The organism is Blautia sp. HA8986, from assembly GCF_056504635.1.
On sequence record NZ_JBWLUQ010000001.1, the window covers coordinates 1566208 to 1581694 of the forward strand.

The following is a 15487-nucleotide window of genomic DNA, read 5'->3' on the forward strand; positions in this document are numbered from 1 at the left end:
CTAACATCTACAGTCTTTAAGATATCACCATGTAAAATATTTGTCAATATGTTTTGAAAAAAAGTTCTTATTTTTTCGCAACAAAAAAAGCATCAGTACGATGCTTTTTTGTAATACTGGTCTATGCAGTTCTGTGCCCCGGCAAAAAATTCCGCTTCTGTTTTCTGTCCCAGCACATATTTCTGAAATTCCGTTCCCATGGACGAAACAGCTTCTATGGAATCGGCACACAGTGGTCTTGCCTTCAGCTTATAATCTTTCAGATATTGCCGGATCATTTCAATTCCCTCCAGCTCAAGACTCTTATCCTCGATCACATCCAGTCTTGCCGGACACATTTTTGTCAGCTGTCCGTAATTTTTACTGGCCTCATATCCGGACACATACTGAAGGAACTTCAGAGCTGCTTCTTTATGCGCAGAATTTTTATTCAGTACATACTGCCAGGTTGCGATATTGGTCACCTTCTCGTCAAATTCCGGAAATGGTGCCATATGGAGCTTATCTTTTCCATACACGCCTGCATTCTGAAAGGTACTCAACGCACCAGTATACATGAACATACATCCATACTGGCCGTTTATAAATTTTTCATTCAGCTGGTCATGCTGGTCGATCAGATTCTCCTCTGATATCATCCCTGTATCCAGCATTCGCTTCATATATTCTGCCGCTTCTCTTGTTTTCGGATCCGTCCAGTCTGTATAATCTCCTCCGAAAAAATCGACATACTCGCTGATACTATTATATATGTAAGAAATCTCCCATGCATCCCCGTATGCATATTTTCCCGTATTCTGAAGCTTTTTCTGAAGGATCTCAAGATCACTGAGACAGGAGAGTCTGTCCAGACCAGCCTGATCCAGCAATTCCTGGTTCACCCAGAATGCCATGATATCCATTTTGAACGGTACCGAAAAAATATGTCCGTCTGACATGCATATTTCTTTCAGGTATTCCTGTGGAAAATTCGCCGCTGTCTCCTCTGTCATAACGGTATCTTCCAGCGGAAAAAGAAATCCCTTATTTTTAAATTCGGATATCATCTCATCATTTACTGTGATCAGATCCACCGAATCATCTCCCGATGTCAGAAGAGTTGCTATTTTGGCCTGACGATTGTCCGCATTAGCCGGACATTTTTCGATATGAATCTCTATTCCAAGATCTTTTTCCGCCTGGCTGATAAAAGAATCAAAGCCCTCTGTGCCTGCATCCACATGAAGGATCGTCAGTTCCTGTCTGTTCTCCGGTACAATATCAGATGCAGCCTCCTTCTTCCGGACTCCACATCCTGTCACTGCCAGAGCCAGGGCAAACGCCACGCAAAATACCTGTTTTTTCAATCTCTACCACCCTTTTTATCTGGGCCATCTGTCCTCTTTTGACATCAACGGCTGGAACGGTGCATGAGGAAGTGTCTGATACCAGTATGCTACACTTGCCACATCATCCTGTCGTTCAAACAGGCCACGATATCCGACACCTATCTGCTGAATTGTAACGCGGAGATTCTCTTCAAAACAGATCGGATCCTGTAAATGCCATCTGTAAAATCCTCGCATTGGCGGGCAGTCATCATTGTGATAAAAATTATGGATCAGTTCGTCATGGGCAGAATAATACGGATATCCCAGATATGGCGTATTATAATTCTGTTCCACGGTTTTCCCATCTACCTGCTTCGCAAAGCTCCAGGAACCTCCAAAGTAATCTTCCGTTCCTGTTCCGCAGATAGTCGGATACTCCTCATCTCCGTCAATATAAAATTTCACTTCTCCTTCGCCCCACCAGTAACGTTCCAGTGTGGTAAGTGCCATGTAGGTTCCTATATAATGGCCTTTTCCTTTTACTCCATCCAAAATTGTATAATCTTTTGTTTTTTCTGTCAACCGTTCCCGTCTCCACTGTGCATGGAAATAAGCAATATCGTCCGGAAGCTCATCATAGAGACAGTAATCTACCTGATAAAAGAAAGCCGGTATTTTATTTGCATGCTGGTTTTCCAGTGTGATCTTTGCTTTCTTCTTAAACGGCATCGGGAAATAGCAGTTAAATCCCCTGCTTGGAACAACAGCCACAGGAACAGAATTTACAAAACATTCCCTTCCGAATCCGCAGCAGAAGAAATCACCCAGAGGACTTTCCACGGAAGGAGTTTCCTCGTCATCCCAGTACATACGGATCACAAGATCCCTCAGTACAAAGCAATCTGCCTCTGTAGTCTTGTTATCAACGGTGATCCAGATATGATTGATCTGTCCCGGTCCTTCCATTTCTGCCAGAGTTACCACAGTTCCCGGCTCAATATCCTTAAGACACGGGCTTCCTTTTCTGGATGGTCCCAGATGACTTGCAGCCATACCGCCTCTGCCTTTTTCTCCATGAGGATTTTCCGCGTTGATCGCACGGCTTTTTCCATGCTTTGCAAGTGCGATTCCTCCCAGTCCGCCTGTAAATGCCTGATACATATCTGTTTTCTCCTCTCTTTTGGAAATTAAAAATATTTACGCTTTTACTCCACCTGCCATGATACCATCCATGATCTGTTTCTCAAAAACAGCTACAAAGATAATGATCGGAAGAAGGATGATCCATCCCATGGAGCTGACAAGATCCCACGGAACTCCATACATGTTGTCACGTAACGGAAGCTGTACAATGGAAACGGAAAGTACCTGAATACCATTTGAATAAAACAACGGTGTGAAAAAGTTATTCAGACAGGTAATAAAGTTGATGATGCAAACCGTAGCGATCGCCGGCTTCATCAGCGGCAGAACGATCGTAAACAGTCTCTGTGAAAAAGATGCGCCGTCAATAGCAGCTGCCTCCTCCAGTGAGATCGGGATCTCACCGACAAAGTTTCTGAGGATCAGAACCGTAAACGGTATAACGGTACTGATATAAAGAAGGATAAGTCCCGGATATGTATCATACAGCTTTACCTTCTGCATAAACTCATACAGCGGGCGGGCTGTAACAACCTCAGGGATCAGCATGGTAGCCAGAACAAATGCAAATGCAACAGAAACTCCCTTTGAGTTAAATCTTGAAAAGCCATAAGCTGCCATTGCACACAGCACGGTGCTGATCACAAGAGTAAGACCGACGATCAGTACGGTGTTTCCAATCTTTGAAAGCAGTCCGACATTCTGTAGCAGAAATGTGTAGCTTTCCAGTGTGGGATGATCCGGAAGATAATCAATCGGTGTTTTAAACAGTTCTCCTGCCGGTGTGATCGAAGAAATAAAGATCCAGTAAACCGGGAACAGGATCAGAAAAGCCACGATTGCAAACAGAACCCATCTTCCAACGGATACCACTTTATGATAAACATTATATTTTCCTGTATTCTTCACGATAATTCCCCCTAACTGTCAAACTTATTCATAACACGTATGTTCAGCCAGCTGAAGATTGCCATTACAACAAACAGCAGCATGGCCAGCGCCGAAGCATATCCTACGTTCAGATTTGTAAATGCTTCTGTTGTGATTCTGTATGCGATCAGCGCAGTATCCTCGCCAGGGCCTCCGGATGTCATGGAATAAACCAGATCGAAGGTTGTCAGTCTCCAGAGTGTGAACGGAATACATAACGTCAGGACATTTTTTGCGATCAGCGGAAGTGTGATCCGGAAAAAGCTCTGAATCCCGTTTGCACCGTCTACCTTTGCTGCCTCATAGATATCGCCGGAAATAAACTGAAGTCCGGAAAGTACAAGAATTGCAAAGAACGGAAGATCCTTCCACAGGTCCATTGCAATTACCGCTGCTCTTGCAGTACCTGTATTGATCAGCCAGCTGTTCTGGTATCCCGGTACAAACCAGCGGATAAAATCATTGATCAGACCATAATCATTGTTAAATGCCCATTTTGCAGCCATACCGGCTACTACTGCTGGCATAGCCCATGGGATCAGCACAATAGTCCTCAGAAAACGGCGGCCTTTGAATTTCATATTCAGGATCAGTGCCAGGATAACTCCGAGGATCACATGCAGGATCATGGAAACAACCACAAATATTGCCGTAAAGCTGATCGATGTAAGCACTTTAGGATCAGAAAATACCTTCAGGTAATTCTTGAAGCCTATAAATTCATTGATACCTGCAAGGATACTGATATTAAAGAAGCTGTTTTTCACAGTCATCAGAATGGGATATACTGTTGTAAAGCCTCTGATCAGTACAACCGGCAGGATCAAAAGCCATGGTATCCACTTCATAGTTTTTTTACTTATTGTCATGGAACTTTCCTCCCTGTTCATCAAGCAATGTAAAGCAGACTTTTACCTCTGCTTTACATTGCTGTTTTTTTATATCTTTTACTTATACATATCTACCACATCCTGAGCCTTCTTGCAGAACTCATCAACTGTAATCTCGTCTTTCATACAGGACTGGAAGATCGTTCCCATATCGCTGATAAATTCCATTGTCTGTGCCGCCAGTGGACGTCCCTGTACATTGCATTCATTTGCATATCTGCTGTACATTTCTTTTGCCGGGTCAGAATCCGGAACTACCTTCTCTGCAACATCCTTTCTTGCAGGATATCTGTCAAATGCTTTATAGGAAGCTTCCATTCCGCCTTCATCAGCCATATACTGAAGGAATTTCACAGCTGCATCTTTATTCTTGGATGCTTTGTTAAGAACATAGTTCCAAGAATCTGTAAAGATCGCACGCTCTCCCTTACCGCTGAAATCCGGTACCATTTCCATGTGGATCTTATCTGCGCCAAGCATATCTGCCTTTGCATAATCTGTTCCAAGGCCCCACATAAACCAGCATCCGTATTTTCCGTCATTGATCTTCGGATTCATCTGATCATATTTATCAGCAATCTGCTCAATGGAGGTTTCTTTATCAGCAACCAGATCATGGAGGAACTGAACCGCTTCCTTGTTTTCCTCTTTGGTCCAGTCAAAATAATCGCCGCCGAACATGTTTACAAACTGTGCAAGCTCGTTAAATGCATAAGTTTTCTCCCAGGAACCGCCGTAACCGAATCTTCCATCCTTGGAAACAGCCTTCATATACTTCATGAAGTCCTCTTTTGTATCAATGGACTTGATTCCGACCTCATCCATGATCTCCTGATTTACCCAGAATGCAAGATATCCTGCATAGCCTGGAACACCGACGATGTTTCCGTCCTTATCTGTGATCATATCCTTTACATATCCCTGAGCAAACTGATCAATGATATCATCTGTCATTACTGTATCATTCAGTCCTTCCAGCCATCCGGAATTTTTAAATGCCGCGCTCATCTCATCGTTGATCTCAATGACATCCACGGAAGTATCTCCTGTGGAAAGCATTGTGGTGATCTTCTGCTGACGGGTATCTGTATCTGTAGGTGCCGCAATTACATTAATGTTCAGGCCCGTGGCATCTTCCACATTTGCAAGCCAGTCCTCAAAATCCGGGTCTGTGGTGTTGACGCTGTATAAGGTAAGATCATATTTTTCCTTTGCGGAAACAGTAACCACGTTACCTGCCATACCCACAACCATCGCTGCTGCCAAAACTGCACTCATTACTTTTTTCTTCATATCTTTCTTCCTTTCTGGACATTTTCGTGTTTGTCCACACCTGTTTTTGATGGTTTAAGGATACCAGAGAGCCCCCTCATTCTAAATACAATATTTTATGATTTATTTATATTATTTTTCGTTCTCTTGTATTTTTGTTGTTAATTTTTTATAATCCTTTTATATAATCTATATTTGTAACAGCTTTTTTCACAGCTGAATTCGGTTTCATTAATTTGTTTTTGACATAAAGGAGAATATGTACTATGAAATTCCACAAATGTATCCCACCCAGTTTTTCCTCATTTCGCTATAAGCTCCTGCTCGCATTTCTGATCGCAACTATGGTACCTCTGATTTCCCTGACCTTCATCAGCTATCACATTTCCTATAACATTGCCAGAGATCGTATTATCGATTCCGCCGTAATGACTGACAGACAGCTGGTTTCTCAGCTGAACGACCGCCTCGGCCAGGTTGAAAATGTAGCAGATACCATACAGTTTCAAATGTACTCCCTAAATCATTCTTCCTCCAATAAGGTAGATGCACTTAAAAAATTCACCACTGTAAAAAACAATATTTCGCTGTATAAATCCACATTCGATTTCTTCCATATATATGTTTTTCTGCGGCCGGATCAGCTTGGTTCAAAAGAAGGCCTGTACTTCTTTTCCACAGACGAGCTTTCTGTATATGGTCTTGATAAAAATACTGTTTCCGGTTCAGGCTTCTCCTCTGTCTGGATACCGGTTTCCAATATGCCGCTACCTAAAATACTGTCAACAAAAAAACCATCCGCCGATGTGATACTCTGCGTCCGGGCACTAAAAAATCAGGCCACCGGTATTCTGGAATACGCCTACGGCATTGCACTGGATACCTCAGAGCTTACCACTTATCTGCAGCCTGCAGCTATGGATTCCCGCATATACAGCTACATTCTCACAGATCACGGAGAGATTGCAGCGAAAAATACATCCTCACTGAATTTATCCGGAATTTCCAAAGCACAGTTTCAGAAATTTAAAGAAAATTCAGATTCTTCTTTTCACAGCGGCGACAAATATTATAACTGCTGTACCTTAAGCAATGGCTGGCTCCATGTTACCGAAATCCCTGAAAGCTACATTAGGGGCAACACACACATCCTGATCCGTGCCTTACTGATCACTGTCCTTATTTTTCTGCCCCTTACTGTTATCATCGTTATCCTGTTTTCCGAAAATCTAACCCGGAAGATCACTGCACTTTCCTATGCAATGGAAGCCTTTCAGCTGGGACATGATCCGGAACATCTGTCTATCGTTACTGTTCCCCACCCGGATGACCCTTCCAGGTATGATGAAATCGACAGACTGGGCATCACCTTTGAAGATATGCAGCACACAATAGCCGGAAACCTGAAGTCCATTGTAAATCTTTCCGTAAACGAAGAACGTCTGAAATACCAGCTGCTCCAGTCACAGATCAATCCGCATTTTCTTTACAATATCCTAGGATCGATCCGTACCTGCCAGTCCCTTGGAAAGCTTGACATTGCTGATCAGATGATCGCAGATCTGACTGCCTTTTACCGTCTTACCCTGCGTAAATCAAAGGAACTTATTCCTATTAAAGATGAATTGGAAATTGCCCGGCTTTATCTGGAAATGGAAAAGCTCTGTCATAAAGATAATCTGGACTGGGAGATCGAAGCAGAAGATGGAATCGAAAATTTCCTGATCTGCAAGTTTACACTTCAGCCATTTCTCGAAAATTCCATTCTGCACGGGATTTCTTCGGGCACACCAGCTGTTTTCATTTCGATCCATGTTCTTTATGGCGATGATACGGTTGTGATCTCCATTGAGGACAACGGTGCCGGCATGGACTCCGAAACCCTTGCACGGCTGCGCCATGCTATTGAGCATAATGTTATTGATTATGAGAAGCATTTTGGAATTTCCAATGTAAGTTCCCGTATTTCCAACCCATTATACGGAAACGGTTCCGTAAGGATCCGCAGCAACCCCGGAAACGGCACATACGTCACCATTGAATTCGAACAGATGGAGGAAGATATCGATGAAAAAAATAATGATCGTAGATGATAATTACTTATCTGCAGAAGGTATCGAAAAAAACATAGACTGGGAAACACTGAATGCAGAGATCATCCATGTCTGCTACAATGGAACCTCTGCTATCGAAGCCATGAAAAAAGAACCGGCAGATCTGATCATTTCTGACATTGAAATGCCTGATCTTGACGGCATTTCCATGAGCCGTCAAGCTCTTGAGATCAATCCTATGGTGAAGATCATCCTGATCAGTGCCTATGATAAATTTGAATATGCAAGACGCGCTCTGCTCCTCGGTGCTCTGGATTATATCGAAAAGCCTCTGGATTATGCCTATCTTATCCAGAAGGTAAAAAACGCTTTTGCACTGATGGAAAAGGAACAGAAAAATCTCCAGCTTCTGAAACAAAGCAGGCCTCTTCTTACGGAAAAGTTTTTCCGCGAGATCACCCACCTTCCGTCTTCGGAAGCTGCCTACCGGCTTAAGCCTTATCTTCAGTATCTGAACCTGGAGCTGAATTATGATTTTTATACAGTTGTTGTTCTGGAGCTTGAAAATGCTCCGGATCTAAAAGCCGTTTACGGGATTGAAAAATTTCAGATGGAGCTTCTCAACCTTCAGGATCTGATAACTGAGGAAACCGCTTCTCTTGATTTTGTACACCTTCTTCCGGATATGGATGGCTATCTGTGCATTCTGGGACACAGTGGATGCCAGTCCAACAGCTTCCGTCAGCTTACCAGCCAGCTTATTTCCTCAATAGCAGATGCCTGCCAGCCACTGGGTCTGTCCCTCAATGCAGGCATCGGAACAATTGTCCGGGATTTCTGGAACCTGAACCAGTCCTACAAAAGTGCCGTACATGCGCTGGAATACAGATTCTTTTTCCCGCATCAGAATATCTTTGACGGAAGAGACGCTCTGGGTTCCGATCTGTCTGTTGCAGATTTTTCAGACACAAAGGAAGATGAGCTGATCCGGCTTCTCTGTAAAAAGGATACCTCTGCCATAGATATCTGGTTTCAAAATTTTTCCGACTGGCTTACCCAGAAATTTCGCACAAAGAATTTCGCTTTCATACAGATCTATTCTCTTCTCGGCCGAATCCTGAAATTTTTCTATGAATTAAATCTGGATACTCATGACCTTGAAGCTAAAATTTTGTATGTTTACAACCACATAAATGAGTTTCATAATACGGAAGAACTATGTCAATGGCTGAAGGATCTATGCCATCTTTTATGCCGGAAACTTGATTCCTCCATGAATGATTATCACCAGAAGCTCTGTGAACTGGTGATCTCCTATATCAACGAACACTACACTGACAATACGCTCTGCCTCAATGACATTGCCGCCTCTGCCAATGTAAGCCCTGCTTATTTAAGTGCTCTTTTCAAAAAAAATCAGGGGATCAGTCTCAGCGACTTTATCACATCTCAGCGAATTTCCGCAGCCGCCCGTTACCTGACTACGACTACTATGAGTCTGAAGGAGATCAGCCTGAAATGTGGTTATGCCAATCAATATTATTTCAGCACCAGCTTCAAAAAGAAAATGGGGATCACCCCTTCCGCCTATCGGGAACAGCATACGTAACTTCTTCTCTTCTTTATAACAAAGTTACTGTCACAAATGCCAGTGTCCTTCTCCGGAATTTTACTTATAATCAATTAATAAAAGGAACAATTATATTGTTTCGAAGGAGGGATCGCTATGAAAAAATGGAAAAAAATCCTGATAAAAATTCTTCCCAAAAGCTCAGGCAGATACCCTTAACTCACTTCTCTATTTAATTATTCCATAGAAATGCCCCTGACGCTGACAGCCAGGGGCATTATATCATCAGCTGCTTTGCAGCCTATTCCGTTAATTCTTCCAGATTCTTTTTCAATTCGAGCATCTTGTCTCTCAGCTCAGCAGCCTGCTCAAAATTCAGGTCTGCTGCTGCAGCACGCATCTGCTTCTCTACCTGAGCAATCACCTTCGTCAGTTCTTTGCGGTTCATGGATTCCGGATCCTTCTTAAGCTTCACTTCTGTCTCTGCCACCTTCTTCGAAACAGCGATCAGATCACGGACTGCCTTCTTGATCGTGGTCGGAGTGATGCCATGCTCTCTGTTGTAAGCCTCCTGTATCGCTCTCCTTCTTTCTGTCTCCAAAATTGCTTTTTCCATGGATTCTGTCATATTATCCGCATACATGATCACATGGCCTTCGCTGTTCCGGGCAGCACGACCGATAGTCTGTACCAGGGATGTTTCCGAACGAAGGAAGCCTTCCTTGTCTGCATCCAGGATCGCTACCAGTGTGATCTCCGGAATATCCAGTCCCTCTCTCAGAAGGTTAATTCCAACCAGCACATCAAATACATCCAGTCGCATATCACGTATAATCTCTGCACGCTCCAGAGTGTCAATATCTGAATGGAGATATCGGACACGGATTCCCAGATCCTTCATATAATCCGTAAGATCTTCAGCCATACGTTTGGTGAGAGTCGTGATCAGGACTTTGTTTTTCTTTTCAATTTCCTTATTTACTTCTGCTACAAGATCATCGATCTGTCCTTCGATCGGACGCACCTCCACCTTCGGATCAAGAAGCCCTGTGGGACGGATGATCTGCTCTGCGCGGAGAAGCTCATGGTCATATTCATATTCTCCCGGTGTTGCAGATACAAACATCACCTGGTCAAGCTTGTTCTCGAATTCATCAAAGCTCAATGGACGGTTGTCCTTGGCAGAAGGGAGTCGGAAACCGTAATCCACCAGTGTCTGTTTACGACTCTGATCACCGGCATACATACCACCAACCTGGGGAACTGTCTTATGGGACTCATCTATAATAAGTAAAAAATCATCTCCGAAGTAATCCATCAGTGTATACGGTGGTTGCCCCGGTGCAAGCCCTGTCAGGTGCCTGGAATAGTTCTCGATCCCGGAGCAGAATCCCGTTTCCTTCATCATTTCCACATCAAAGTTGGTTCGCTCCGCAATTCGCTGAGCCTCGATCAGCTTGTCCTCACTTTTGAAATATCCCACCTGCTGCTTCATTTCTTCCAGGATTGCATCTGCCGCACGACGGATCTGCTCCTGAGGTACTACATAATGAGATGCAGGAAAAATCGCTGCATGGCTTTCCACACTTTTGATCTCACCGGTAAGCACATCAATATCCGTGATTCTCTCAATCTCATCCCCAAAAAATTCCACACGCACCGCCCGATCCGTAGAGTTCGCCGGAAAGATCTCCAGCACGTCTCCCCGAACGCGAAAGGTTCCTCGGTGGAAATCCATCTCATTTCTTGTATACTGAATGTCGATCAGCTGTTTGATAACCTCGTCACGATCCTTCTCCATACCTGGACGCAGGGAGATCATCATATCAAAAAATTCCTGAGGTGCGCCCAGACCATAGATACAGGACACGGAAGAAACCACGATCACATCCTTTCGCTCGCATAAGGCTGCTGTGGCAGAAAGACGAAGCTTATCGATCTCGTCGTTGGTAGAAGCATCTTTGGCAATGTAGGTGTCTGTTGACGGGACGTAAGCCTCCGGCTGGTAGTAGTCGTAGTAGGAGACAAAGTATTCCACTGCGTTCTCAGGGAAGAATTCCTTAAACTCACCGTACAGCTGGGCTGCAAGTGTTTTATTGTGCGCAAGTACCAAGGTTGGTTTGTTAAGCTGAGCAATAACGTTTGCCATGGTAAAGGTCTTACCGGATCCTGTAACACCCAGTAATGTCTCGAACTGGTTGCCTTCTTTGAAGCCTTTGACCAATTTTTCGATTGCCTGGGGCTGATCGCCGGTTGGTTTGTATTCGGAATGAAGTTTGAAGATTTGTTGTGAATTCTGCACAAAAGCACCTCCTGGTTTTTATATCAAAAAAGTTCGTCTATCAGGCGGAAATTCGTCGAAGCACATTTTCTAATTTCGCCCCAATATGCCTCTCGACGAATTCTGTTCACCACCTGACATTTTGTAGACTTATAAAAAGTAGTAAAACTGACGTGGACGAATTAACACTCAAATGTAAGAGATATTATATCATGGAAATATGGAATTGTATATACAAGGCGAACATTAGTTCTTTAAAATTTTTTCTACATTTATCATCGTATTCAGAACATTTTCTGTATTATCCTTCTTCTTTTCCGGTAATACTTCTTCCATATAAGAAAGCAATTCCGGCGGGATCTCCTCAGCTATAATATTTCCATTATCTCCATACACATCCATGGTTATCAACTCTCTTGCATGTCCCATCAACTTGGATACTGCTTTGGGAGAGAAATTATTCTTTAACAACAGGGTGCAATATGTACTTCTCAGATCATGCCACCGAATATCAGGAAGTCCTGTCTCCTGCAGTAGCTGTTTGTAGTGTTTCCAATGAAAATCTTTACTTCACGGTTTTCCATAAATTGAACAGCAGATGTAGTCTCCATCAAAAAAGTATTTTCCTCTACGCCGACGATTCTTTTCATATTGTTTACGTTCTTCAACGATTGCTTCAAATACCAGATCAGGAAGCGGAAGAGCACGTTTACTGGAAAAGGTTTTCAACTGAAGTTCTTGCTCTTTATTCTTAATATACGCATAATATTTATATATAAATTCATAGGTCATGCTCAGTACCAAGTTATCTTTTCTATTCATGAAAATAACAGCCATCTTCACGTCCATATCTTTGTAAACACAATAGATTTGACTAATGATATGCTCTATAACTGTGATATGCATAATTTCTACGCTATCAGAGGCCATGTTAAATTTGTTCTACAATCATACCGTTTGTGGTATGGGGAGCATCCGGTGCGCTTATTAGAATAATATCCGTTTACATAAAATTATCCCTCAGGGCTTCATACCCTGAGGGACATCCTCATTCATTTTAATTTTCCTTTTGCTGTTCAAGCTGTTCCAAACAATATTTTTCTGCCAGAATTATAAATTCATCTGCAACTGAAATCTGCCGTTCTGATTCTTCTTTACTTGCAATATAAAAATCATCATAATCGCTGGCATGGCGAATCTCTTCTGCCTGTCCGATTTTCCTTCCCATTTCTCTTGGAAACACTGATGTTTTCACATAATCCTTATTGAAGTTAGCCACAGCATCCTTATGCCTTTTATATGCTTTACCGCTTACAGCATGTACTGCATTAATTGCATGAAAAATAGAATAGTATGCCCTGTTATTGGCTCCTTTATAATCTTCAATAGAAAATAATGCTCTTGCTGATTTCAGATCATTTCGGGCTGTTTCCAGACGATATAACACCAGATCCCGTCTAGTACCGATTTCCTGATTATGCTGCTCCATACAAAACTACCCCTTCTTTATGAATATTGGAATAAAATGGATAGTTCACAATCCACTTGTTAAAATGTGCTTCACTTTTTGCAATAGGCTTAATATCCGTGTCATGATCCATATTAAAGTCATAGGTCATGTACGAGAGCTGTTGTGCATATGCCTTTAATTCCAGATCTGACATATCTACCAGAATCATAATGTCCACATCAGAATCCGGACGGAAGTCACCCCTTGCATAAGAACCATAAAGAATTATCTGGCGTATATGGGAACCATAGATCTTCTTGATCTCTTCTACATACTGTTCGATTAACTCCTGCATCATCTTTGGCATATATCATCACCTCATTTTCTGCTGATCATTCTATACTCTACTTACTTCTTAATTTTATTATAACCAGTTTACCCTCGTTTCTCAATCAATATTTTCCATGTATCAATTTTACTACTTTCTTCGACGAATTTTGTTCACCGTTATAGTGAATCCATCTTGTCCATTTGTTTTTAATCTATCAGTTATTGTGCTTTATATGGTATTATTTCATCTTATTTATTCAATATATAGTATACGAATTAATATCAAGATACTAGGAGACAAAGTATTCCATTGCATTCTCAGGGAAGAATTCCTTAAACTCACCGTACAGCTGGGCTGCAAGTGTTTTATTGTGCGCAAGTACCAAGGTTGGTTTGTTAAGCTGAGCAATAACGTTTGCCATGGTAAAGGTCTTACCGGATCCTGTAACACCCAGTAATGTCTCGAACTGGTTGCCTTCTTTGAAGCCTTTGACCAGACGCTCGATCGCCTGAGGCTGGTCGCCGGTGGGCTTGTATGGGGCTTTTAGTTTGAACTCATTCATAGTAAATTCCTCCATTCACGCTTATTGAACTACTAATGTTCAATAAGATGTGACTTTTAATCGCATTTATGCGATTGAAAAAGTTCTGTGAACTTTTTCAGTACGACTAATATCAGCCAAAAATTCGTATCCGGATTCGTAACGAAAAGCTTATTTTTATGGTGAATCATCACTTCTTTTAGCTCGTAACTGCAAAAAGTCACAAAACTGATTTTTCCGGATTAAACAGCACTCGGAAATACCTGATATCACTTGGCTCCGATCCTGTCTTATTTTTACTGTTTGTTCTTGTAACAGTCCCTATTATATCAAAGATAATTTCAAAAGTATATAGAGGAGGGTAAGAAAAAAGTACAAATGTTCGATTGTTATTTGTACTTTTTCTTTCACTACTATTCTATTTTTCATCAGGCTGCATGGAAATATTCTTCTATAATCTGTGCTGTATCTCCATAAACATCTACAGAAATGATTTCCTTGGAATGTCCCAATAAATGTGAAACTCCCTTCGCATTAAAGCTATATTTCGCAACTGGTGGAAATGAATATCAGGAAAATCCAAAGATTTCAGCAACTCTTTATAATATTTTTGATGATATCCCTTGCAGGAATTGTCCCATCTCCTGCCTGAAAAAGCTTCTGATATTCGATTAGGCTCTCAATCGGCAGTCCTGCATTTCTCATGCAGACCGCAAGCTCCACCCATTTAAGATCCTCTTCCTGATAGTCCCGGATTCCACCAGATGTCCTAGTAACTGCCGGTATTACCTGCACACGTTCATAGTATCGAAGAGTATCCTGTGAAATCCCATATTTCTCTGATACTTCTTTGATCGTCATAGCACACCTCCTGATATCAGGATACAACCTGGAGTCAACTCCAAGTCAAGAATTTTTTCACACGATCGAAAAATTTCATTATCCCAGTGCCACATCCAGCACCATCATCAGGGAAAATCCAACCGCAAAAAAGATCGTTCCTACATTGGAGTGTTCTCCTGTGGACATTTCCGGAATCAGCTCTTCTACTACCACATACAACATGGCTCCTGCCGCAAAACTCAAAAGATAGGGCAGTGCAGGAACAATAAGTCCAGCTGCCAGAATCGTGAGAATCGCTCCGATCGGCTCTACAATTCCGGACAACATTCCACCCACAAAAGCTTTTCCCTTTCCCATTCCCTCAGACCGCAGCGGCATGGTGGTTTTCTGCAGCTTACTCTTAGGGCCTTCGGCCTGATCACTGTTCTGATGAAGATGCAGAATCACATGATCCAGCAAAAGCAGAAACAGAACCCCTGCCCACAGTCCCAACACTGCCGGTACAAAAGAAAGCTTCCCCATGTCGGCAGACTGTTCGATCGCCGGAATCAGAAGACTCCACACCGACGCCGCAACCATGACTCCCGCCGCAAAACCGGTAAGGGCCCGCTGTACCTGTTCATTCAGATTTTTCTTCATAAAGAATACGCAGGCTGCTCCTGCCGAAGTTCCCAGAAACGGAATCAGGATCCCATAGAAAACATTTACATCCATTTATTTATCCCTCCGTTTTATTTCATATAAAGTAAAAACATATCGTTTAAAGCAGCAACTTAGTCTTTCCTGTTCCGCTAGTTAGTTATCCCTAACTTTAAATAAAGTATATCAGCTTTTATGCAAATAAAAAGAGCATACAGAACTTTTTTCAAAAT

13 protein-coding genes and 3 pseudogenes are annotated in these 15487 nt (G+C 42.4%); 3 read left to right on the forward strand and 13 right to left on the reverse strand.

The window, feature by feature from the left end; translation table 11 throughout:
* Nucleotides 1-92: 92 nt before the first annotated feature.
* The 5 genes from AC04Q4_RS07320 to AC04Q4_RS07340 form a co-directional block, all read right to left on the reverse strand.
* On the reverse strand, nucleotides 93-1346 hold the full coding sequence (locus AC04Q4_RS07320) for an ABC transporter substrate-binding protein (RefSeq protein WP_243097477.1): 1254 nt from the start codon (nucleotides 1344-1346) through the stop codon (nucleotides 93-95).
* A gap of 15 nt (nucleotides 1347-1361) precedes the next feature.
* Nucleotides 1362-2471, reverse strand: coding sequence for a glycoside hydrolase family 172 protein (locus AC04Q4_RS07325; protein ID WP_173737335.1), 1110 nt, complete (start codon nucleotides 2469-2471; stop codon nucleotides 1362-1364).
* Between the two features lie 36 nt (nucleotides 2472-2507).
* Nucleotides 2508-3362, reverse strand: a complete 855-nt coding sequence (locus AC04Q4_RS07330) for a carbohydrate ABC transporter permease (RefSeq protein ID WP_119240922.1) — start codon at nucleotides 3360-3362, stop codon at nucleotides 2508-2510.
* 11 nt (nucleotides 3363-3373) lie between these two features.
* Nucleotides 3374-4252 (reverse strand): carbohydrate ABC transporter permease, encoded by an 879-nt coding sequence (locus AC04Q4_RS07335; RefSeq protein WP_118062778.1) that lies wholly within the window; start codon nucleotides 4250-4252, stop codon nucleotides 3374-3376.
* A gap of 78 nt (nucleotides 4253-4330) precedes the next feature.
* Nucleotides 4331-5566, reverse strand: a complete 1236-nt coding sequence (locus tag AC04Q4_RS07340) for an ABC transporter substrate-binding protein (protein ID WP_148447350.1) — start codon at nucleotides 5564-5566, stop codon at nucleotides 4331-4333.
* 245 nt (nucleotides 5567-5811) lie between these two features.
* On the opposite strand from AC04Q4_RS07340, the gene AC04Q4_RS07345 reads away from it, so the two are divergent.
* On the forward strand, nucleotides 5812-7638 hold the full coding sequence (locus AC04Q4_RS07345; RefSeq protein WP_207741313.1) for a sensor histidine kinase: 1827 nt from the start codon (nucleotides 5812-5814) through the stop codon (nucleotides 7636-7638).
* On the forward strand, nucleotides 7613-9208 hold the full coding sequence (locus AC04Q4_RS07350) for a response regulator (protein ID WP_243251638.1): 1596 nt from the start codon (nucleotides 7613-7615) through the stop codon (nucleotides 9206-9208). The genes AC04Q4_RS07345 and AC04Q4_RS07350 overlap by 26 nt, the downstream gene beginning before the upstream one ends.
* Nucleotides 9209-9470: 262 nt before the next feature.
* On the opposite strand, the gene uvrB is transcribed toward AC04Q4_RS07350, so the two are convergent.
* The 3 genes and pseudogenes from uvrB to AC04Q4_RS07365 form a co-directional block, all read right to left on the reverse strand.
* Nucleotides 9471-11471 carry an excinuclease ABC subunit UvrB gene (uvrB, locus tag AC04Q4_RS07355; RefSeq protein ID WP_476388782.1) on the reverse strand — a complete coding sequence of 667 codons (2001 nt, stop codon included), beginning with the start codon at nucleotides 11469-11471 and terminating at the stop codon, nucleotides 9471-9473.
* Nucleotides 11472-11696: 225 nt separating this feature from the next.
* Nucleotides 11697-11993: pseudogene (locus AC04Q4_RS07360) on the reverse strand (tyrosine-type recombinase/integrase); the annotation flags it as partial.
* Between the two features lie 27 nt (nucleotides 11994-12020).
* Nucleotides 12021-12272: a hypothetical protein gene (locus tag AC04Q4_RS07365; RefSeq protein ID WP_243251642.1), complete on the reverse strand. Its 252-nt coding sequence runs from the start codon at nucleotides 12270-12272 to the stop codon at nucleotides 12021-12023.
* Here AC04Q4_RS07365 and AC04Q4_RS07370 point away from each other — a divergent pair.
* Entirely contained in the window at nucleotides 12189-12446 is a 258-nt protein-coding gene (locus AC04Q4_RS07370; RefSeq protein WP_173756963.1) for a relaxase/mobilization nuclease domain-containing protein, read from the forward strand. The genes AC04Q4_RS07365 and AC04Q4_RS07370 overlap by 84 nt on opposite strands.
* 61 nt (nucleotides 12447-12507) lie before the next feature.
* On the opposite strand, the gene AC04Q4_RS07375 is transcribed toward AC04Q4_RS07370, so the two are convergent.
* The 5 genes and pseudogenes from AC04Q4_RS07375 to AC04Q4_RS07395 all read right to left on the reverse strand — a co-directional run bounded on the left by AC04Q4_RS07375 (nucleotide 12508) and on the right by AC04Q4_RS07395 (nucleotide 15329).
* Nucleotides 12508-12939, reverse strand: a complete 432-nt coding sequence (locus AC04Q4_RS07375; RefSeq protein WP_055268375.1) for a HEPN domain-containing protein — start codon at nucleotides 12937-12939, stop codon at nucleotides 12508-12510.
* Nucleotides 12926-13267: a nucleotidyltransferase domain-containing protein gene (locus AC04Q4_RS07380; protein WP_173756965.1), complete on the reverse strand. Its 342-nt coding sequence runs from the start codon at nucleotides 13265-13267 to the stop codon at nucleotides 12926-12928. The genes AC04Q4_RS07375 and AC04Q4_RS07380 overlap by 14 nt, the downstream gene beginning before the upstream one ends.
* Nucleotides 13268-13523: 256 nt before the next feature.
* A pseudogene (locus AC04Q4_RS07385) lies at nucleotides 13524-13808 on the reverse strand (DEAD/DEAH box helicase family protein); the annotation flags it as partial.
* 585 nt (nucleotides 13809-14393) lie between these two features.
* Nucleotides 14394-14633, reverse strand: a pseudogene (locus AC04Q4_RS07390) (MerR family transcriptional regulator); the annotation flags it as partial.
* A gap of 78 nt (nucleotides 14634-14711) precedes the next feature.
* The gene (locus AC04Q4_RS07395; protein WP_195456663.1) at nucleotides 14712-15329 is read right to left on the reverse strand and encodes a ZIP family metal transporter; all 618 of its coding nucleotides are present in this window, start codon (nucleotides 15327-15329) and stop codon (nucleotides 14712-14714) included.
* Between the last annotated feature and the right edge of the window lie 158 nt (nucleotides 15330-15487).

What these genes read in the sequence shown, in the direction of transcription:
- AC04Q4_RS07325 (WP_173737335.1), bottom strand. Translation starts at nt 2,471, where the DNA reads ATGTATCAGGCATTTACAGGCGGACTGGGAGGAATCGCACTTGCAAAG.
- AC04Q4_RS07335 (WP_118062778.1), bottom strand. Translation starts at nt 4,252, where the DNA reads ATGACAATAAGTAAAAAAACTATGAAGTGGATACCATGGCTTTTGATC.
- AC04Q4_RS07340 (WP_148447350.1), bottom strand. Translation starts at nt 5,566, where the DNA reads ATGAAGAAAAAAGTAATGAGTGCAGTTTTGGCAGCAGCGATGGTTGTG.
- AC04Q4_RS07345 (WP_207741313.1), top strand. Translation starts at nt 5,812, where the DNA reads ATGAAATTCCACAAATGTATCCCACCCAGTTTTTCCTCATTTCGCTAT.
- AC04Q4_RS07350 (WP_243251638.1), top strand. Translation starts at nt 7,613, where the DNA reads ATGAAAAAAATAATGATCGTAGATGATAATTACTTATCTGCAGAAGGT.
- AC04Q4_RS07365 (WP_243251642.1), bottom strand. Translation starts at nt 12,272, where the DNA reads ATGAATAGAAAAGATAACTTGGTACTGAGCATGACCTATGAATTTATA.
- AC04Q4_RS07375 (WP_055268375.1), bottom strand. Translation starts at nt 12,939, where the DNA reads ATGGAGCAGCATAATCAGGAAATCGGTACTAGACGGGATCTGGTGTTA.
- AC04Q4_RS07380 (WP_173756965.1), bottom strand. Translation starts at nt 13,267, where the DNA reads ATGCCAAAGATGATGCAGGAGTTAATCGAACAGTATGTAGAAGAGATC.
- AC04Q4_RS07395 (WP_195456663.1), bottom strand. Translation starts at nt 15,329, where the DNA reads ATGGATGTAAATGTTTTCTATGGGATCCTGATTCCGTTTCTGGGAACT.